At 69.6% G+C, this 18,045-nt stretch carries 18 protein-coding genes and 1 tRNA gene; 13 read left to right on the top strand and 6 right to left on the bottom strand.

The window, feature by feature from the left end:
• Positions 1–124 precede the first annotated feature (124 nt).
• A complete protein-coding gene (locus ACFOWZ_RS31395) occupies positions 125–676 on the top strand; it encodes an anti-sigma factor (protein ID WP_382377528.1) in 552 nt (183 codons plus the stop codon).
• A 7-nt stretch (positions 677–683) separates the two neighbouring features.
• Here the strand turns inward: ACFOWZ_RS31395 and ACFOWZ_RS31390 are convergent, their stop codons facing one another.
• On the bottom strand, positions 684–1,109 hold the full coding sequence (locus tag ACFOWZ_RS31390) for a VOC family protein (RefSeq protein WP_382377527.1): 426 nt from the start codon (positions 1,107–1,109) through the stop codon (positions 684–686).
• A 116-nt stretch (positions 1,110–1,225) separates the two neighbouring features.
• Here ACFOWZ_RS31390 and ACFOWZ_RS31385 point away from each other — a divergent pair, with 116 nt between their 5' ends.
• From ACFOWZ_RS31385 to ACFOWZ_RS31375, 3 genes are all read left to right on the top strand, one after another.
• Positions 1,226–2,152 (top strand): DUF1996 domain-containing protein, encoded by a 927-nt coding sequence (locus ACFOWZ_RS31385; protein ID WP_382377526.1) that lies wholly within the window; start codon positions 1,226–1,228, stop codon positions 2,150–2,152.
• Between the two features lie 130 nt (positions 2,153–2,282).
• Positions 2,283–2,834: a sigma-70 family RNA polymerase sigma factor gene (locus ACFOWZ_RS31380; protein WP_109637237.1), complete on the top strand. Its 552-nt coding sequence runs from the start codon at positions 2,283–2,285 to the stop codon at positions 2,832–2,834.
• Positions 2,831–3,535 carry an anti-sigma factor family protein gene (locus ACFOWZ_RS31375; RefSeq protein WP_030468933.1) on the top strand — a complete coding sequence of 235 codons (705 nt, stop codon included), beginning with the start codon at positions 2,831–2,833 and terminating at the stop codon, positions 3,533–3,535. The genes ACFOWZ_RS31380 and ACFOWZ_RS31375 overlap by 4 nt, the downstream gene beginning before the upstream one ends.
• 46 nt (positions 3,536–3,581) lie before the next feature.
• Here ACFOWZ_RS31375 and ACFOWZ_RS31370 read toward each other — a convergent pair whose 3' ends face one another.
• Entirely contained in the window at positions 3,582–4,526 is a 945-nt protein-coding gene (locus ACFOWZ_RS31370) for a zinc-binding dehydrogenase (RefSeq protein ID WP_382377524.1), read from the bottom strand.
• Between the two features lie 156 nt (positions 4,527–4,682).
• Between ACFOWZ_RS31370 and ACFOWZ_RS31365 the strand changes: the two genes are divergently transcribed.
• Positions 4,683–5,888, top strand: a complete 1,206-nt coding sequence (locus ACFOWZ_RS31365) for a GAF domain-containing protein (RefSeq protein WP_382377522.1) — start codon at positions 4,683–4,685, stop codon at positions 5,886–5,888.
• A 75-nt stretch (positions 5,889–5,963) separates the two neighbouring features.
• The gene (locus ACFOWZ_RS31360; RefSeq protein ID WP_382377521.1) at positions 5,964–6,977 is read left to right on the top strand and encodes a zinc-dependent alcohol dehydrogenase; all 1,014 of its coding nucleotides are present in this window, start codon (positions 5,964–5,966) and stop codon (positions 6,975–6,977) included.
• A gap of 209 nt (positions 6,978–7,186) precedes the next feature.
• On the opposite strand, the gene ACFOWZ_RS31355 is transcribed toward ACFOWZ_RS31360, so the two are convergent.
• From ACFOWZ_RS31355 to ACFOWZ_RS31340, 4 genes are read right to left on the bottom strand one after another with little or no spacing between them, the layout of a single operon-like run.
• A complete protein-coding gene (locus ACFOWZ_RS31355; protein ID WP_382377519.1) occupies positions 7,187–8,578 on the bottom strand; it encodes an aminobutyraldehyde dehydrogenase in 1,392 nt (463 codons plus the stop codon).
• Positions 8,575–10,188 (bottom strand): thiamine pyrophosphate-binding protein, encoded by a 1,614-nt coding sequence (locus ACFOWZ_RS31350; RefSeq protein ID WP_382377517.1) that lies wholly within the window; start codon positions 10,186–10,188, stop codon positions 8,575–8,577. Before ACFOWZ_RS31350 ends, ACFOWZ_RS31355 begins: the two co-directional genes overlap by 4 nt.
• Positions 10,185–11,123 (bottom strand): agmatinase, encoded by a 939-nt coding sequence (gene speB / locus ACFOWZ_RS31345; protein WP_382377516.1) that lies wholly within the window; start codon positions 11,121–11,123, stop codon positions 10,185–10,187. The genes ACFOWZ_RS31350 and speB overlap by 4 nt, the downstream gene beginning before the upstream one ends.
• Positions 11,120–12,544, bottom strand: a complete 1,425-nt coding sequence (locus tag ACFOWZ_RS31340; protein WP_382377515.1) for a sodium:solute symporter — start codon at positions 12,542–12,544, stop codon at positions 11,120–11,122. The genes speB and ACFOWZ_RS31340 overlap by 4 nt, the downstream gene beginning before the upstream one ends.
• Before the next feature lie 82 nt (positions 12,545–12,626).
• Between ACFOWZ_RS31340 and ACFOWZ_RS31335 the strand changes: the two genes are divergently transcribed.
• The 7 genes from ACFOWZ_RS31335 (at position 12,627) to ACFOWZ_RS31305 (ending at position 17,979) form a co-directional block, all read left to right on the top strand.
• Positions 12,627–13,961 carry a PucR family transcriptional regulator gene (locus ACFOWZ_RS31335; RefSeq protein ID WP_382377514.1) on the top strand — a complete coding sequence of 445 codons (1,335 nt, stop codon included), beginning with the start codon at positions 12,627–12,629 and terminating at the stop codon, positions 13,959–13,961.
• 144 nt (positions 13,962–14,105) lie between these two features.
• Positions 14,106–14,177, top strand: a tRNA-Glu gene (locus ACFOWZ_RS31330).
• Positions 14,178–14,297: 120 nt separating this feature from the next.
• On the top strand, positions 14,298–14,960 hold the full coding sequence (locus ACFOWZ_RS31325) for an SAM-dependent methyltransferase (protein ID WP_382377512.1): 663 nt from the start codon (positions 14,298–14,300) through the stop codon (positions 14,958–14,960).
• Positions 14,961–14,987: 27 nt separating this feature from the next.
• Complete coding sequence (locus ACFOWZ_RS31320) at positions 14,988–16,451, top strand: LuxR C-terminal-related transcriptional regulator (protein ID WP_382377511.1); 1,464 nt, start codon at positions 14,988–14,990, stop codon at positions 16,449–16,451.
• A 78-nt stretch (positions 16,452–16,529) separates the two neighbouring features.
• The gene (locus ACFOWZ_RS31315; protein ID WP_382377510.1) at positions 16,530–16,961 is read left to right on the top strand and encodes a hypothetical protein; all 432 of its coding nucleotides are present in this window, start codon (positions 16,530–16,532) and stop codon (positions 16,959–16,961) included.
• A gap of 61 nt (positions 16,962–17,022) precedes the next feature.
• Positions 17,023–17,325, top strand: a complete 303-nt coding sequence (locus ACFOWZ_RS31310; protein WP_382377509.1) for a hypothetical protein — start codon at positions 17,023–17,025, stop codon at positions 17,323–17,325.
• A gap of 36 nt (positions 17,326–17,361) precedes the next feature.
• Positions 17,362–17,979, top strand: coding sequence for a DUF4383 domain-containing protein (locus ACFOWZ_RS31305; protein ID WP_051783859.1), 618 nt, complete (start codon positions 17,362–17,364; stop codon positions 17,977–17,979).
• Positions 17,980–18,045: the final 66 nt, after the last annotated feature.

Genomic DNA, 18,045 nt, shown 5'->3' with positions numbered 1-18,045 from the left:
TGAACCAACTTCCTCGCAGGCTCGTTTTGAGGGTGTCGGTCACCGCAACTGGCGCGGGACTGAAGAAGGGGAAAATGAGTGCATCGTTCCGCGTGACCGTGTCCATTGCCGCGTCCGCCAGCGCATGGCACCGAACGTCCTGGACACCAACGAGTTGAACGAGATCGACACCATGCTGATGGAAGAACTGCCACCGGAGGCCGCGCTCAACGGCCCTCCGCAGAACGCGGACCACCTGCTGCTGCGCACGCTGGGCACGGTTCGCGAGGAAAGACATCAGGCCGTGCGACGCCGAGGGCGCATCACGGCCGTGACGTCGACCTTCGTGGTCGCCGGCGTGCTCGCCGGGGGCGTCTGGCTGGGACAGGGCCTGGGTGTCGGCGAGACCGCCGACGCGCTGTTGCAGGGGACCTCGTCGACCGGCGCCCACCTGGCCGTACAGGTCACCGACACCGAGAGCGGCCTGAGACTCGTGGCCACCGTCGACGGCATGCAGGACGGGGAAGCCTGCTGGCTCGTCGTGCACACGAAGGACGGGAGAACCTTCACCGCCGGTTCGTGGAGGGCGCACGACGGTGAGGTGACGCTGGCCGGGTCCGCGATGGTGCGGGCGTGGGACGTGGCCCGGGTCAGCGTGGTCGACCACGACCGCCGGCCGCTGGTGACCGCCAGCTAGCGCGGGCTCAGGTGGCGAAGACCTGTGAGTCGTCGGCGAACGCCTTCACCTCGATGGCGTTCCCCGACGGGTCGCGGAAGAACATCGTCCACTGCTCGCCGGGCTGCCCCGCGAACCGCCGGTACGGCGCGATCACGAACTCCGTGCCCGCCGCCTGCAGCTTGTCCGCGAGCAGCAGGAACGCCTCCTCGGTGAGCAGCACGCCGAAGTGCGGCACCGGCACGTCGTGACCGTCGACCGGGTTGTGCGCCGGCTCGGGGCCGGGGTCGTCGACCAGGTGCGTGACGAACTGGTGGCCGTAGAGGTTCCAGTCGATCCAGCGGTCGCTCGACCGGCCCTCCGGGCAGCCGAGCACACCTCCGTAGAACGCGCGGGCCTTCCCCAGGTCGGTGACCGGCACCGCCAGGTGGAAGCGGGGAATGGTGTTGGTCATTGACGACATCCTTCCACTCGACGGTGGAATTCTGACCCTTCGATCAGCAACCGTGAACGCTCGGACTTCAGACGTGCCACCTGTTGCCCGCCAGGTCCGCTTGGCAAGCTGTAGCCGTGGCTCCGACCAAACCGCTGACGCTCGCAGTCGCGGCGGTCGCGGTCCTCGTGCTCGTGGCCTCGGCCGTTGTGCTCTGCGGCAGCACGTCCAGCGCCGACCAGTACGTCAGCGAACTGGACCAGGTGCGGACCGATCCGGTGACGCCGAGCTTCGTCATCCGCTGCGGCACGAACGAGGAACGGCACCTCAACGCGGACAACCCGGTCGTCTCGCCGGGTCTCCCGTTCGGCGCGCACCACACACACGAGTACGTGGGCAACAAGTCGGCAGACGCGAACTCGACGAACGACTCTCTCGCGGCCGCGCCCACGACGTGCGAGAAGGACGACCGTTCCACCTACTACTGGCCGGTGCTGCGCCTGACCGACGGCACGGGCCACGACGCGCACGCCCAGGGCGGCGGCGTCCACGGCAACACGGGCGTGGTGCTGCAACCGAAGAGCGTCGAGATCCGGTACGAGGGCAGCCCGGTGAGCGCCGTGCTGCCGATGCCGCGGTTCCTGCGCATGATCACCGGCGATCCGGCGGCGTTCACGAACGACTACGGCCCGAACGTTCGCGCGCGGTGGGGCTGTGCTGACAAACCGGGTCGTTACACGACGAAATATCCGTTGTGCGGGCGTGCCACCACGTTGCGCAGCTTCGAGTTCGGCAGCTGCTGGGACGGCAACAACACGGACAGCGCGTCCCACCGCACGCACGTGGTCTTTCCGTCGGCCGATGGCATCTGCCCGCCGAAGACGTTCCCGATCCCGCGCCTGCACGTCATCGTCGGATACGACGTTCCCGCTGGTCGGCCGTTCGCGATCGACAGCTTCCCCGAGGAGATGCGCGACCCGGCGACCGACCACGCGATGTTCATCAACGTGATGCCGGAGCCGTTGATGGCCGAACTGGTCGGGCAGCTCAACCGGTCCCGGTGACAGCAGTAGCATCCTTCAATCTTTTTTCGTCGAAATCTCGTTGAACCGAAGCCCGTTTTTGCTCGTGTGTCGGCTGAGGTCTTGAACAGGACGCCCGCAGGTGGTTTCGCGGGCGGGGAGGAGTGGGTGGATGGCGGCTTTGTTCTCCCGCAAACGGGAGACCGCGGCCGACGAGGCGCTGATCCGATCGCTCTACGAGGAGCACGGTCGGGCTCTGCTGGCGTACGCGACGCGGTTGACCGGCGATCGGGCGGCTGCCGAGGACGTGGTCCAGGAGACCCTCGTCCGAGCGTGGCGCCATCCCGACGCCCTCGTGAACGGCAAGGGATCGGTGCGCGGCTGGTTGCTCACGGTGGCGCGCAACATCGTCACGGACCGGGTGCGTGCGAAGGCCGCGCGTCCTCAGGAGGTGGCCGAGTCACCGGCGACGCCACCGATCGAGCGCGACCACGCCGACCAGGTCGTCGACTCGGTGGTGGTGCTGGAGGCGCTGGACCGGTTGTCGAGCGACCACCGGGACGTGCTCATGGAGATCTACTTCCGCGGCCGCAGCGTGACGGAGGCGGCGGAAGCGCTCGGGGTACCACCGGGCACGGTGAAATCAAGATCGTATTACGCGTTGCGAGCCCTGAGGGAGACGTTCGTCGGTCAACAGGTCGCACTGAAGGGGGTGGCCGGATGACCACGCAGCACGACCCGCAGCTGCTCGGTGCCTACGTTCTCGGAGCGATGGACGAGCAGGAGGTGCGCGAGATGGACCAGCACCTGGCGTCCTGCCCCGACTGCACGCGTGAGCTCGAGGAACTCCGCGCGATGGAGGCCTACCTCGGCGAGGTGCCGCCGGAGGCGATGCTGGACGGGCCGCCCGAGGGCGGCGACTTGTTGTTGCAGCGCACCTTGCGTCAGGTGCGTGCCGAACGAGGCGGCGTCGCACGACGTCGTCAGTTCGCTCTCGGTGCCGCGGCGGCCGTGGTGGCCGCTCTGGTGCTCGGCGCCGGTGTCTTCGTCGGCAAGGCCACGTCACCCGACGTGACGGCCCTTCCCACACCGACGGTGGCGCCGGATCCGGCCGGGACCAAGCTCGCGACGTTCACCGATCCGGTGACCAAGGCGTCGATGACCGTGAAGGTCATCCCCGCGGCGGGCTGGGTGCGGACGAACATCGCGGTCAACGGCATTCCCGAAGGCGAGAAGTGCCGGATCTTCGTCGTGGCGAAGGACGGCAGCCGTCAGGAGGCCGGTTCCTGGGTGGTGTCCAAGAAGGGCGCCGCCGAGGGCGCGAACCTGGACGGAGCCGCGCTCGTGGCGCCGGACGACGTCAAGTCGGTGCTGGTCGAGAACTTCGCGGGCAAGAAGTTCGTCGAGGTGCCGGTTCAGGCGTGACCGAGGGGTGAAGGGGCCGCTTCCGTGCGCGGAAGCGGCCCTTTCTTCACGGCTTGAGCACCACTTTTCCCGCGGTGGCACGGGATTCCAGCGCTTCGTGGGCCTTCGCGGCGTCGCTGAGCGCGAACGGCGGGTTGATCGACGGCACGAACCGCCCGCTCGCGAGGCCCGCCATCGACTCCTCCTCCAGGACCCGCAGCCCGCGGCGCAGCAGGCCTGGCCCGAGCGCGACGGTCGCGGTGAGGCTGTTGGCGAACAACACCTCCGTGCTGATCTTCGTCATCTCCCCGGACGCCCAGCCGTAGATGATCTGCCGCCCACCGGGCCCGAGCGTCTTCAGCGCGGTTTCGCCGACCTCACCGCCGACGGCGTCGAGCACGACCGTCATGTCCTTCAGGCCGTCCGCCCAGCCCGGCCGGGTGTAGTCGATGGCGGCGTCCGCGCCGTTGTCCATCACGTGGTCGAGCTTCTCGCCGCTCGCGAGACCGATCACCTGCGCACCGACGTTGCGCGCCTCCTGCACGAACAACGCCCCCATGCCACCCGCCGCCGACGTCACGAGCACGACGTCGTCCGCGGTGAGCTTCGCGGCGTCGAGGACCGCCACGACGGTCCGCCCGGTGCCGATCATCGCGACCGCGGCCTCGAACGACACGTCGTCCGGCAGCGCGTGCAGCGCGGCGACGTTCGCGACGGCGAGCTCGGCGTAACCGCCGTTGGCCTGGCCGAGGTGCGCGACGACCCGGCGGCCCAGCCACTCGGGTTCGACGCCGCCGCCGAGCACCGTGACGACGCCGGCGACCTCACGTCCGGGCGTCATCGGGAAGTCGACGGGCCCGAACCCGCCCTTGCGGATCGAGGTGTCGACGAGGTGGACGCCGGCGGCGGCCACGGTGATGCGGACCTGCCCGGCGGCGGGTTCCGGGTCGGGAACCTCCTCGAAGAGCAGGTTCTCCGCCGGACCGAACTCGTACTGCCGAATCGCGAACATGCGATCGACGCTACGAACTCGACCTAACTGGAGGTCAAGGGCGCGTCACGGCTCGGCCTTTCCACGTGGCCCAGAGGGTCTTCCGGTCATCCGGCGAGCGACGTTCGACCCTGATCGCCCAGGCCCCGCCAGGAGTCGGATGTAGGGGTGGACACGATGTCGGCGCTGCGGAAGGCACACGAGCTGTTCGTGTGCACGAAAACCGTTCTCCCGTTCGTCCGCCCGATGATCGCCGGCTCGTGGCGGCGGTGCGCCACGGCGCGCGTGAGTTGTGACGACCGACGGCTGCCTCCGGCGCGGATGGGCGCCGACGAGCTGGCGGACTACCGCGCGCAGCATCCGCTGGCGCCGGTGCTGCCGGTGTTCGACGCGTTGCTCCGTGATCCGGCCGACGACTGCGGGCACGTCTTCGCGATCAGCGACGCCGGCGGGACGCTGCTGTGGGTCCGCGGGCGCACCGGTGCCCTCGACCGGGCGGAGCGGATGAACTTCGCCGAGGGAGTGGGCTGGTCGGAGTCCTCGGCGGGCACCAACGCGCCGGGCACCGCCCTCGTCCTGCGGCAGCCGGTGCAGGTCTTCTCCGCCGAGCACTACAACGAGGTGGTGCACCCGTGGTCGTGTTCCGCCGCACCGATTCGTGACCCTGGCAGCGGCCGGATCGTCGGTGTCGTGGACATCACCGGTGACGAGAGCGCCGCGAGCCCCTACGCCCTGGCTCTGGTGCGGGCGGCGGCCGTGGCCGCGGAGACCGAGCTGATCGGCCGCGGGAAGAAGACTCGGCCCGGTGTGCGGATCCGGGCACTCGGCAGGGACGAGGCCGTGCTGGAGGTCGACGGACACGTCCGGACGCTCAGCCCGCGGCACAGCGAGATCCTGGTGGTCCTCGCGCTGGCGCAGGGCGGCCGGTCCGCGGGCCGCCTCGCCGTCGATCTGTCCGAAGTGGACCTCGGTATGTCGACCGTGCGGGCCGAGATGTCGCGCCTGCGGGCGGTCCTCGGTGACGAGCTGCTCGACTCACGTCCTTACGCGCTGTGCCGTCCGGTGAGCGCGGACTTCACCGTCATGAGCACATTGCTGGCTGAGGGACGCGTGCACGACGCGATGGCGATCTACGACGGGCCTCTGCTGCCCTCGTCGGAGGCTCCGTTCGTCCGGGAACATCGCACGGCGCTCGAGCAGCAGCTACGCGGTGCCGTACTGGCCAGTGGCGACGCGAGGTTGTTGCGCCGGTGGGTGAGCGCCGGCTGGGGCGCCGCCGACGTCACCGCGTGGCAGGCCCTCGCCACGCAGCTGCCGCGAGGTTCCGCCGCGCACGGGGCCGCGGCGGCGCGTGCCCGCGGCCTGGTGGACGAACCCGCTTGAACCGCAGCCGGTTGCAGCGTCTTCGCAGCCTCCGCGTGCCTAACGTGAACACCCCTTCGAGGAAAGGAAACCGCGGTGAAAGCAGCGGTCGTCACCACCTTCGGCAAGCCGTTGGAGATCCAGGAGTTGCCGATTCCCCAGCCCGGTCCCGGCCAGCTGCTGGTGCGGATCGAGACGTCAGGGCTCTGCCACACCGACATCCACGCGGCGCACGGGGACTGGCCGGTCAAGCCGCAGCCCCCGTTCATCCCGGGTCACGAGGGAATCGGTCGCGTCGAGGGCGTCGGCGCCGGCATCGAGGACGACTGGGTGGGCAAGAGGGTCGCCATTCCGTGGCTCGGCTCGGCCTGCGGGGACTGCCGGTACTGCGTGTCCGGCTGGGAGACGCTGTGCGAGAGCCAGATCAACAGCGGGTACTCCGTCGACGGTGCCTACGCCGAGTACGCCCTCGCGCACGCCCACGGCGTCGTCGAGGTCCCGGACGCGGTGTCCTCGGTGGACGCGGCGCCGCTGACGTGCGCGGGAGTGACCACCTACAAGGCCATCAAGGTGGCGAGGGTGGTGCCCGCAGAGCGGGTCGCGGTGTTCGGCATCGGTGGCCTCGGGCACATGGCGGTGCAGTACGCGAGACTCGTCGGAGGCCTCGTGACCGCCGTCGACGTCGAACAGGGCAAGCTCGACCTCGCCGGGGAACTCGGCGCGGACCACCTGGTGAACGCGGCGGAGACCGACCCGGTCGAGGCGATCCGCGAGGTCGGCGGCGCCGACGTGGCCGTGGTGCTGGCGGCGTCGCCGAAGCCGTTCGCCCAGGCGTTCCAGTCACTTCGCCGCGGTGGCCGGCTGGTGATGGTGGCGCTGCCCGCGGACGACGCCGCGATCACGGTCCCGATCTTCGAGACCGTGCTCGGCGGCATCTCGGTCATCGGCTCGATCGTGGGTACCCGCGCGGATCTCGCCGAGGTGTTCGCGCTGCACGCGGCCGGTCGTACCAAGGTGATCACACAGACACGCACACTGGACGAGGTCAACGAGTCCTTCGACGACGTGCTCAACGGCCGAGTGCCCGCACGGCTGGTGTTCGAGCTCTGACGGTCCACCGCGAGCTGCAGACGGTCAGGAACCGGTCCGTCGTATCACCCTGACCGTTCACAGCCAACCCGCTACCCATGATCGAGATCCGCCGCGCCCCGTGTTGCGTTTGGCGCGAAAAGCACGTTCGGGCCATCTATCGGCCCGAACGTGCTTTTCGCGCCAAACAACAAGAGGTGACACGCCTACGGAACCTTGAACGTTCAACCTCAGTAGTGAGCGATCATGACGTGCTTCACGCGTGTGTAGTCCTCTAGGCCGTGCAGCGACAGGTCCTTGCCATAACCCGAAGCGCCGAAACCGCCGTGCGGCATCTCGGACGCCACGAGCCCGTGCGTGTTGACCCACACGATGCCGAAGTCGAGCCGGGCGCTCAGCGACGCGACCCGGCCCGTGTCACGGGTCCAGATCGACGACGCGAGCCCCTGCGGCACACCGTTGGCCAGCGCTACGGCCTCATCGTCGTCCGCGAACGACTGCACGGTGATCACGGGCGCGAACGCCTCCTCCTGGACCAGCTCGTCGTTCTGCGCGACCCCGGAGATCACCGTGGGCTCCAGGAAGAAACCCGCAGTCCCGTGCTGCTTTCCTCCACAGTGGACTGTTGCGGTGGAGTGCGCGAGCAGGCCGAGCACGCGGTCGAGCTGGGCCTGGCTGTTCAGCGGGCCGAAGTCCGTGCCGGGCACCTGCGCGGACGCGGCTTTGGCCAGTGCCGCGACGAACTCGTCGTGCACCGCCGAGTGCACGAGCACGCGAGAGGCTGCCGTGCAGTCCTGGCCGGCGTTGTAGAAGGCAGCGCCGACGATGCCCTCCGCCGCGGCGGCCACGTCGACGTCGTCGAACACGAGGACCGGTGCGTTGCCGCCGAGCTCGAGGTGCGTGCGCTTCACGTTCGCGGCGGCGCTGCGGGCCACCTCGACACCGGCACGGGTCGAGCCGGTCAGCGAGACCATGGCGGGAACCGGGTGTTCCACCAGCAGGCGGCCGGTGTCGCGGTCGCCCAGCACGACGTTGAACACGCCCGCCGGCAGGACCTCGGCCGCGAGCGACGCCAGCAGCACGGACGACGACGGCGTGGTGTCGGCGGGCTTCAGCACCACCGTGTTGCCCGCGGCCAGTGCCGGGGCGATCTTCCACACCGCCATCATCAGCGGGTAGTTCCACGGCGTGATCTGCGCGATCACACCGACGGCCTCACGGCGCTGGTACGACGTGTGGCCGGTGACGTACTCGCCCGCGGCGGCGGTGCCCAGCGCGCGGGCGGCACCGGCGAAGAACCGGATCTGGTCCACGCACTGCGGAATCTCCTCGCCGAGCACGACCGATGCGATCTTGCCGGTCTCGCGGATCTCCGCGTCGGCGACCGTGTCCGCGTTCGCTTCGAGGAGATCGGCCAGCTTCAGCAACGCCAGCTGGCGTTCGCCGGGAGTCGTGCGGGACCACGCAGGAAAAGCGGCCTCGGCTGCGCGCACCGCGGCGTCGACCTCGGCGGCACGGGAGACGACGGCGCGCCCGAACTCCTCGCCGGTCGCCGGATCGACCAACGGAGAGGTTTCGTCAGCGGAGACAGGCTTGGCGTTGATGAAGTTCGCGACGATCACGGGTGCTCCAGGTGCGTGGGGGCGAACATGCGCAACACCGCGGGAAGCACGACCACGTGCGGTCCGTCCTCGGCGAAGGCCTTGGCGAGATCTTCACGCAGCGACTCGGGCGTGCTGCGGGTGGCGGGCACCCCGAACGCCTCGGCGAGCGCCACGAAGTCCGGCCGCGCCAGCTCGGTGGCGGTGGCCTGGCCGAACGCGTCGGTCATGTACTCGCGCAGGATGCCGTAGCCGCCGTCGTCGACGATCAGCCACACCACCCGCGAACCGTGCTGAGCCGCCGTGGCGAGCTCGGAGATGCCGTACATCGCGCCGCCGTCACCGGACACCGCGAGCACCGGCCCGTCGACGGCGGCGGCGACACCGAGCGCGGCGGGGAAGCCGTAGCCGAGACCGCCCGCGCCCTGGGCGGAGAACTGCGCGCCACCGCGCGGATCCCACGCCGACCAGGCCCAGTACGCGAGGATCGTCATGTCCCAGCAGGTCGGCGTGCCGTCCGGAACCACCGACCGCAGTGCGTCGAGAACCTGCTGCTCCAGGTCGAGCTCCTGCGCCGCCAGCCGTTCACGAACCTTGCCCAGCAACGCTTTCACGCGTTCTTCCGCGACATCGTCCGCGTCGCGAGCGGTCACTCCGGCGGTCAACGCGCGCAAGGCGTGTCGCGCGTCGGCGTGAATGCCCAGGGCCGGGTAGTTGGACTCCAGCTTGCCGAGGTCCGCCTCGATCTGGATCACCGCACCGCGCGGCCGGAACGTCCGGTAGTTGCTCGACAGCTCGCCGAGCCCGGAACCGACGACCAGCAGCACGTCCGCGTCGGCCAGGAACTCCGTGGTGTGCCAGTCCTCCAGCCACGACTGCGCGGACAGCGGGTGCTCCCAGCCGAAGTTCCCCTTGCCGCCGAACGTGGTCACGACCGGCGCGCGCAGCTTCTCCGCCAGCTCCCGCAGTTCGTCGGAGGCCCTCGAAGCACCACCGCCGGCCAGGATCACGGGCCGGGCAGCCCCGTCCAGCAACCGGACGGCCTCCTCGACCAGCTCCACCCGCGGGTGCAGCTCGCGCACCGACCAGGACACCGAGGTCACCGGCGGAACACCGGCCGGCCCGAGCAGCACGTCCTGCGGAATCTCCACCCACACCGGCCCGAAGGGCGCGGTCAGCGCGCTCTCCCACGCCTCGGCCAGCGCGGACGGGATCTGCGACGCGTGCCGCACCACCCGCGCGTGCTTCACGACGTCCCGGAACGAGGCCAGCTGGTCGGTCAGCTCGTGCAGGTATCCACCGCGCACACCACCGAGCCCTGCCGACGGGATCTGCGACGAGATCCCCAGCACCGGCGCGGAAGCCGCGGCGGATTCCTGAAGCCCGGCAAGGGTTTGCAGCGCGCCGGGCCCGGTCGACACCAGCAACGGCGTCACGGAACCGGTGATCCGCGCGTGGCCGTCCGCGGCGAACGCGGCGTTGACCTCGGTCCGCGACCCGACGTACCTCAGGTCCGACCGGCGAAGCGCGTCGAAGAGCCCCAGCGCGTGCTGGCCGGGAATGCCGAACACGGTGTGCGCGCCGAGCGCTTCGAGCGTCTCGACGACGACGTCACCACCGTTGCGAGTCACACGCCCTCCTTCAGCGCCAGCAGACTCACCAGGTCGTACGCCACGTGCGAAGCCGCGACCGACGTGATGTCCGCGTGGTCGTACGCCGGCGCCACCTCGACCACGTCCGCGCCGACCAGGTTCAGTCCCCGCAACCCTCGCAGGATCTCCAGCAGCTCGCGAGAGGTCATCCCACCGGCCTCGGGCGTCCCGGTGCCGGGAGCGTGCGCCGGGTCCAGCACGTCGATGTCGATCGACACGTACAACGGCCTGTCGCCGATCCGCTGCCGCAACGCGTCCACGGTTTCGTCCACGCCCCGCCGCATCACGTCCGAAGACGTCACGATGCCGAATCCGAGTCGCCGGTCGTCCTCGAGATCCTTCTTGCCGTACAACGGGCCTCGCGTGCCGACGTGCGAGATAGCCTCCGTGTCCAGGATGCCGTCCTCGACCGCGCGCCGGAACGGGGTCCCGTGCGTGTACGGCTCGCCGAAGTACGTGTCCCACGTGTCGAGGTGCGCGTCGAAGTGCAGCAGCGCCACCGGTCCGTGGATCCGCGAGACAGCCCGCAGCAACGGCAGCGCGATCGTGTGGTCACCGCCGATCGTGACGAGCCGCGTGCCCTCGGCCTGCAACTCCGAGGCCGCACCCTCGATCGTCTCGATGGCCTCGCCGATGTGGAACGGGTTGACCGCGATGTCCCCGCCGTCCGCGACCTGGACGCGTTCGAACGGCGACACGTCCAGGCCTGGGTGGTAAGGACGCAGCAACCGGGACGCCTCCCGCACGGCCGAGGGCGCGAACCGCGCTCCCGGCCGGTACGAGACGCCGGTGTCGAACGGGACTCCCACCACCGCGACGTCCGCGTGCGCCACCTGGTCGAGGCGCGGCAGCCGGGCGAAGGTCGCCGGGCCCGCGTAGCGCGGGACCTGCGAGGAGTCGACGGGGCCGATCATGCGTTCACCAGTTCCTCTTCGCTGGATTCCCCTGCCACCCGGCGGTCCCAGTTCGCCAGCACCTCGGGTGACGTGGCGGGCGTCGCCAGGCTGACCACGACGTACGTCACGAGGGACGCGCCGAGGCTGTAGTAGATGGCTTCGTTGGCGTACACGTCCACGAACACCATGAACCCGATTGCCGTCAGAGACCCGGCCGCCATCGACGCCATCGCGCCGAGCCGGGTGCCGCGCTTCCACACCAGGCCACCGATGATCGCGACCAGCAGGCCGCCGACGAGGATGTTGTAGGCGACGGTCAACGCGGCCACGACGTCGTTCAACGCCACCGCGATGGCGATCGCGACGACGCCGATCACGAGCGTGAACATCCGGTTGTTGTGCACGTCGGAATCGGTCTTGCGGCGCCAGATGTCGTTGGACGCCACCGTGGCGCAGGCGATGAGGGCGCCGGACGAGGTGGACATCATCGCGGCCAGCGCTGCGGCCAGCACGAGGCCGCGGACACCCGTCGGCAGCAGGTTCTCCACGATCGTCGCGAAGGCCTCGTCCTTGTTCGCGATGTTCGGGTACAGCGACTTGCCCGCGAGGCCGATCAACGCACCCGCGACGGCGTACACCAGGCAGTAGAGACCGGACGTGATGCCACCCCAGGTGGCGACCTTCGGCGACTTGGCGGTGAACACCCGCTGCCAGATGTCCTGGCCGATGAGGAGGCCGAAGACGTAGATGAGCAGGTACGTGATGATCGTGCTCGCGCCGATGTTGCCGACCTCGAAGAGCGCCGGGTCGTTCAGGCGCTGCTGGATGCCGTCGAACCCTCCCGCGGTGGCCAGGCTGATCGGCAGCAGCAGGAACAGGATGCCGACGGTCTTCACGACGAACTGCACGATGTCCGTCAGCGTGATCGACCACATGCCGCCGAGAACGCTGTACAGCACGACGATGCTGCCGCCGATGATCACGCCGACGCTCTTCGGCAGTCCGAAGAGGACGTTGAAGATGGTCGAGTAGGCGATCGTGGACGTGACCGTCAGCATCAGGGTGTACGCGGCCATCACCAGGCCGGAGATCGTGCTGGAGTTGCCGCCGTAGCGGAGATCCAGCATCTGCGAGACGGTGTAGACCTTGAGCCGCACGATCCTGCGCGCGAACAACGCGCTCAGCAGCAGGATGCCGAGGCCGATCGCGAACACCATCCAGGCGCCGGAGATGCCGAACTCGTAGCCGAGCCCGACACCGCCGATGGTCGACGCGCCGCCGAGCACGACGGCCGACATGGTGCCGGAGTACATGCCGAACCCGAGCCTGCGTCCGGCGACCAGGTACTCGCTCTTGCTGGTGGCGCGGCGCATGCCCCACCAGCCCATGCCGATCATGCCGAGCACGTAGGCGGCGATCACCGCGTAGTCGAGAGCCACTGTGCGACCTCCTTGGGTTGCAGGTCACAGTAGGAACGCGCACTGGCGCTGGTAAGTGGTCGTTCTGCACAATCGACGAGCCATGGTTGTGCAAACCGTCCCACTGAGGGATCTCGTCGCGCGAGTCGATCTCGGGCTGACCGTCCTGTGTGGAGCCGACGCGCTGGACCGGCCGATCCGCTGGGCGCACGTGTCCGAACTGGAGGACCCGACGCCGTACCTGGTCGGCGAGGAGCTGCTGCTCACGGCCGGCGTGCGGTTCCCCGCCGACGTGCCCTCCTACGTCGCCGGACTGATGTCCAGGGGTGTCTCGGCGATCGGGTTCGGTGTGGAGCCGGAGTTCCCGACGGTGCCGTCGTCGCTGGTGGAAGCCTGCGAGGCGCAGGGGATGCCGCTGCTGGAGGTGCCGCCGTCGACGCCGTTCCTCGCGGTGTCACAGGCCCTCGGCGCACTGCTCGCGGAGATCGCCGTGCGGGAGCAGCGGATGCTCGCGGACAGCCAGCGCGCCCTGACCCGCGCCGCCACCCGCGTCCGTCCCGTCGAGTCGGTGCTGACGACGCTGGCGGTGGTGCTGAACTGCCGCGCCGACCTGGTGGACCCGGCGGCGGCACCAGAGGACGTCGCCCCGCTCGTGGGCCGGGTCGCGTCCGGGTCGGGACCTCGTTCGGCTTCCGCCCAGGTGGGTGAAGACCACGTGACGCTCGATCCGGTCGAGGCCGCGGTCCTCGTCGTGCGGCGACCGGCCCCGTTGTCGGCCGCCGAACGGGCCGTGGTGGCGGTCGCGCTCGCGTTGCTCGGGCTGCTGCGGCGGGACGTGGAGAGCGAACGCGGGCAGATCGCCCGGCTCGCGGCGTCGGCGGTGCTGCGCTCGCAGGTGTCCGGGGTGGCCGGGGTGCTCGGGCCGGGGCCGTACCGGGTGGTGGCGGGACAGTCGCGGGCGGACTACGACGTGCTGGGGCAGCGGTACGGGCCGCTGGTGTCGAAGGAGGGGGACGGGTTTCTGGCGCTGGTGCCCGCGGGGGTCGAGCTGACCGGACCGGTCGGGGTCTCGTCGGCGGTACCCGAGTCCGCGATCGACAGTGCCGCGGCCGAGGCCCGTGCGTTGCTGCGGCGTGCCCTCGCCACCGGCGAACCCGCCTTCCCCGCGTCCGAACTGGCCTCCCTCGTGAACCCCGTCGCCGCCCGCGCCTTCGCCCGCCGCGAGCTCGCCGGGCTCCTCGGACGCCCCGAGCTGATCGAGACGCTGAGGGTCTGGCTCGGGCAGCACGGCAGCTGGGACCGGGCCGCGACGGTGCTCGGCGTGCACCGCAACAGCGTTCGGCACCGAATCTCGCACGCCGAACGACTGCTCGGTCGTGATCTTGGTTCGGCCGACGCGAGGGCTTCCCTGTGGTTCGCGCTGATGTGGCTCGATTAATTCCTTTGCGCGACTCCCGCAGTGCCCGTCATCATTGTTCCATGATTGCTGCAGAGGAATGGGCCGGAGCGCCCTCAAAGCTGTGACCTGCTAGTTCACTTTCTTCTCTCTTCTGCGAGCATTTGCTTCTCAATGCTCGTTCCTGGCGTGTTCGTCTAGTGGTCAGGACGTCGGATTCTCAATCCGGAAACACGGGTTCGATCCCCGTACGCGCTACGTGGCCCGGTCTCAGTGGGGTGGACCGGGCCCTCCCGCACCACGGTCCATCTCAGACGGACCCAAAGAATCTTCCCAAAACTTCGCCCGAATGGTCTAGGCGCCAGTTACGCTCTGCGAATGGCTGCGGTCCCCGCCTTCGCACGCTACGAGGTCGACGTACGTCGGCCGAACGCCGCACGGATCCACGACTTCTATCTGGGCGGCGCGCACAACTACGCCGCCGACCGGGCGTTCGCCAAGCAGGCCGTCCGGATCGACCCGGAGCTGCCGCTCGTGGCGAGGGCGCAGCGGACGTTCCTGCGCCAGGCCGTCCGCCACTGCTGGGCGGCGGGCGTGCGCCAGTTCCTCGACCTCGGCTCGGGCATCCCGACGTGCGGTGCCACGCACCAGACGCTGCCCGAAGCCCGTGTCGTCTACGTCGACTGCGACCCGGTGACGGTGGCGTTCGCGCGCGGGTTGCTGCGCGGTGAACCGCGGACGTGCGCGGTGGAGGCGGACCTGCGCCGGCCCGAGCAGGTGCTGAGGCATCCGGGCGTGGTGTCCCACCTCGACCTGCGCGAGCCGTACGCGGTGCTGATGGTCGACGTCCTGAGGTACGTCGACGACGCCACCGGGCCGGGCCGGGTCGTGCGCCGCTACCGGCACGCGTTGCCCGCCGGCGGGTTCCTCGTCGTGTCGCATCCGGCGCCCGTCGAGCAGCTCATGGAGGGCTTGTCGATCGAAGCGCCGTGCGTGGTGCCGTGTGCGTACGCGAGCATCGGGCGCAAGGGCCGTATCTGACGCACGCGCCGTGCCTCCTAACGGAACGTGCGGGAAGCGCTGGAACGAGCGCAGGCGTTGCGGTGGGAGGGCAGGCCGCAGGACGCTGCTTCGGAGCTGCGCAAGGCACTCGCGACCTCGGACGACCGGTGCGAGCTGCTGTACCTGTTGTGGGACTGCCAGTTCGTGCTGGGCGACCGGGCCGCCGCGTTCGAAACCCTCCTGGAGGCCAAGGGACTGGCCGAAGGGCCGATGGTCGCGCGCATCGCCGTCGCCGAGGCCAGCTGGCTCATGTCGGAGGGCGAGCACGCACGGGCGGTGCGGCAGCTCGAGTCGATCGAGACGGACGATGACGCTGTTCGTGCGTATGCGTTGAGCGTGCGTGGTGTGTGTGAGGCGTTCCTCGGCGATGTGGAACGTGGCATCGCGACGCTGGAAGACGCGCGCACGGCCGCGCATCGCAGCGGTTCCATCCGTGAGCTCACCAGAGCCGTGGGGAACCTGACGTACCTGCTCGGCAGTGCAGGGCAACACGAACGCAGCGCGCGCATCGGCAAGGAAGCATTGACACGGCTGAGGATCCAAGGTCTCGCGCCGACGTTCAGCGCGGTGATCCGCTACAACCTCGCGACCAGCCTGCTCGCGCTCGGACGGTGGCGGGAGCTCGACGCGCTCGACGTCCCGGACGTCGTCCCCGGCAACAAGGCCGCGCGAATCCTGCTGTGCAAGGCGGAAGCCGCTGCGTTGCGCGGCAGGGACCCGGACGACCTGATCGAGGAGGCGGAGAAGACCTTCGACGGGCCGGACGCCCTGTTCGCCGCCCAGTGCGCCCACACCAGAGCCGTTGCGGCCAGGGCGAAGGGGCAGCACCGCGCGGCCGTCGAACTGTGCAGGGAAGCCGTCGTCGACCCGCCGGAGGCGTTGACCCACGGCGAGGTGTTGCGGCTGTGCGCGGAAGGTCTCGGCGCCGCACACGACCTCCAGACGGCGGCCGGCAGGGTGACCAGGCTCGACGATCCGGAAGCGACGGAACAGGAACTGCTGGCCCGCCTGCCCGTGCCGCGCGGGCCGGAGGACGAGGTGTGGCGCCGGGTCGCCTTCGCGGAGGCCGGACGGGACTCGTGGCGCGAGATCGCCGCCGAGTGGGACCGGCTGAAGATGCCGTACCAGGCCGCGTACGCGCGAACCCGTTGCGGTGAACCGGAAGCGCTGCGCCACGCCGACCGCGCGGCGCACCGCCTCGGCGCACTGCCGTTGACGAGGATGATCGCCAGGATGGCACGCCGGCAGCGCATTCCGTTGCTGCACGAGGACAAACCACGCCTCGGCACGCTGACACCGCGCGAGCGCGAGGTCCTGGAACTGCTGGGATGGGGCCGCACCAACAAGGAGATCGCCAGGGAACTGGTGCTGAGCGTGCGCACGGTCGGTCTGCACGTCTCGCACGTCCTGGCCAAGCTGGGCGCCGGCAACCGTTCCGAGGCCGCACGCATCGCCCGCGACCAAACCTAGGTATTGCGACAGATGTGCACCGGGGTGCGGCTGAGTTCTCCTTGACGGGCAACAAAACCCCCGACCCAGGAGAACCAGATGAACCTCAAGCGCTTCGCGGCCGTGATGTCACTTGCGGGCGGAATGGCCGCCGCCACCGCGGGCACGTCGCACGCGCAGACCGCCATGGCCGGCGGGTGTGAGCTGCGCGTCATCGAGGTGCGGGCGCTCGACCTGCAGGAGACCCCCACCGACGAGATCTACCTGCGGGTCGGTGACGAGAGAACCGGAACACGCACCTTCACCGAAGGTCAGACGAGAGAAGCGACCGAGCTCGGAAACGCCGACCAGATCACCGAGTTCATCGCGCCCGGCGGTTTCGTCGTGGTCTCGGTCGTCGAGGACGACCCCGTCGCCGACACCGTCATCGGCTCGTTCCGCGTGCCGTGCCGCAGCGCGTCCGTCGAACGCGACGTCGCGGGCGCCGGCGCGTTCTACCGGGTCTCGTACGTCGTGACCCAGTTGCCGTAACAGAATTCCGGGGCGCCGAGCGGTGGGCGCGGCGTCCCGGAGCCCACCACGAGGAGTCCGCATGAACCCGACCGATCCACCCACCACCACCGAGGTGTGGGCGGTGCTCAACGTCGACGAGTTCCAGTTCCGGCTGGTCAAGCCGTGGAACCTGGACACGCTCGCCGCCGCCCTGCGCAACGCCGCCGCACGCGGCACGCACGTCGAGGTCCGCGCCTACAACGAGCAGAACGCCGAGACGACGGTCCTCGTCAACCCGTCCCGGGCGCGCGTCGTCCACCTCGGCAAACGCAACGTCGTGGTGGTGCGCAACGGCATGCCCGACGTGTCGCTGAACGGTTTGGCCCAGGCCGAGCCGGGGTAGTCAGCCGGGCGACAAGAACGGAGCCTGGAGGGCGTCATGACCCACCGCGTCACTGTCAAGGTCGCCGGTCTGCAACCGGTGCAGGTGCTGGCCGCCCTGGCCGGCATCGCGTTCATCGTGTTCGGCGTCGTGGGCTTCACCCGCACGGGGGTGGGCGACTGGTCCACCCACTCGTTCGTGCTCGGGTTCTCCGTGAACCCGTTGCACAACCTGGTGCACGTGGCCGTCGGCGTGCTCGGCCTGCTCATGGCTCTCGGCTCGGGGCTCGCCCGGATGTTCGGGTGGCTGCTGTTCCTGGGCTACGGCGCGCTCTTCGTGTGGGGCCTGATGATCACCGGCGTGCTCGCCCGCAACCCGTTCGAATGGGCGGGCAACCCGCTGGCGGTCAACACGAACGACAACTGGCTGCACCTCGGTATCGCTCTCTTCGGCCTGCTGCTCGCGGTGCTGCCCGCGCGCCGCAAGCTGATCGAGGAGGAGGACGAGCCCGTCCTGCCCGAACAGCGCTCGGCGGCGTTCCGCGACTCCGACGACCGGCGGATCGAGCAGATGGATCCGACGGTGAGCACCGGAACGACCCAGCCGATCACCAAGGAACAGGCGGTCGTCGACCCGAAGACCGAACGCGTGAGCAAGGACAAGATCAAGCACTGAGGTTCTGAACGCGTCTGCAAGTACCACCAACTCGAAGTTGGTGGTACTTGCAGACGCCGTTTCTCC

The sequence above is a fragment of the Lentzea rhizosphaerae genome (genome assembly GCF_042649515.1).
In the GTDB taxonomy this organism is placed as follows: Bacteria; Actinomycetota; Actinomycetes; order Mycobacteriales; family Pseudonocardiaceae; genus Lentzea; species Lentzea aerocolonigenes.
The sequence above is the reverse complement of the archived record's forward strand: the minus strand, read 5'-3'. Positions and strand labels throughout refer to the sequence as shown.

What these genes read in the sequence shown, in the direction of transcription:
- ACFOWZ_RS31395 (WP_382377528.1), top strand. Translation starts at nt 125, where the DNA reads ATGGCACCGAACGTCCTGGACACCAACGAGTTGAACGAGATCGACACC.
- ACFOWZ_RS31390 (WP_382377527.1), bottom strand. Translation starts at nt 1,109, where the DNA reads ATGACCAACACCATTCCCCGCTTCCACCTGGCGGTGCCGGTCACCGAC.
- ACFOWZ_RS31380 (WP_109637237.1), top strand. Translation starts at nt 2,283, where the DNA reads ATGGCGGCTTTGTTCTCCCGCAAACGGGAGACCGCGGCCGACGAGGCG.
- ACFOWZ_RS31375 (WP_030468933.1), top strand. Translation starts at nt 2,831, where the DNA reads ATGACCACGCAGCACGACCCGCAGCTGCTCGGTGCCTACGTTCTCGGA.
- ACFOWZ_RS31370 (WP_382377524.1), bottom strand. Translation starts at nt 4,526, where the DNA reads ATGTTCGCGATTCGGCAGTACGAGTTCGGTCCGGCGGAGAACCTGCTC.
- ACFOWZ_RS31365 (WP_382377522.1), top strand. Translation starts at nt 4,683, where the DNA reads ATGTCGGCGCTGCGGAAGGCACACGAGCTGTTCGTGTGCACGAAAACC.
- speB (WP_382377516.1), bottom strand. Translation starts at nt 11,123, where the DNA reads ATGATCGGCCCCGTCGACTCCTCGCAGGTCCCGCGCTACGCGGGCCCG.
- ACFOWZ_RS31335 (WP_382377514.1), top strand. Translation starts at nt 12,627, where the DNA reads ATGGTTGTGCAAACCGTCCCACTGAGGGATCTCGTCGCGCGAGTCGAT.
- ACFOWZ_RS31325 (WP_382377512.1), top strand. Translation starts at nt 14,298, where the DNA reads ATGGCTGCGGTCCCCGCCTTCGCACGCTACGAGGTCGACGTACGTCGG.
- ACFOWZ_RS31315 (WP_382377510.1), top strand. Translation starts at nt 16,530, where the DNA reads ATGAACCTCAAGCGCTTCGCGGCCGTGATGTCACTTGCGGGCGGAATG.
- ACFOWZ_RS31310 (WP_382377509.1), top strand. Translation starts at nt 17,023, where the DNA reads ATGAACCCGACCGATCCACCCACCACCACCGAGGTGTGGGCGGTGCTC.
- ACFOWZ_RS31305 (WP_051783859.1), top strand. Translation starts at nt 17,362, where the DNA reads ATGACCCACCGCGTCACTGTCAAGGTCGCCGGTCTGCAACCGGTGCAG.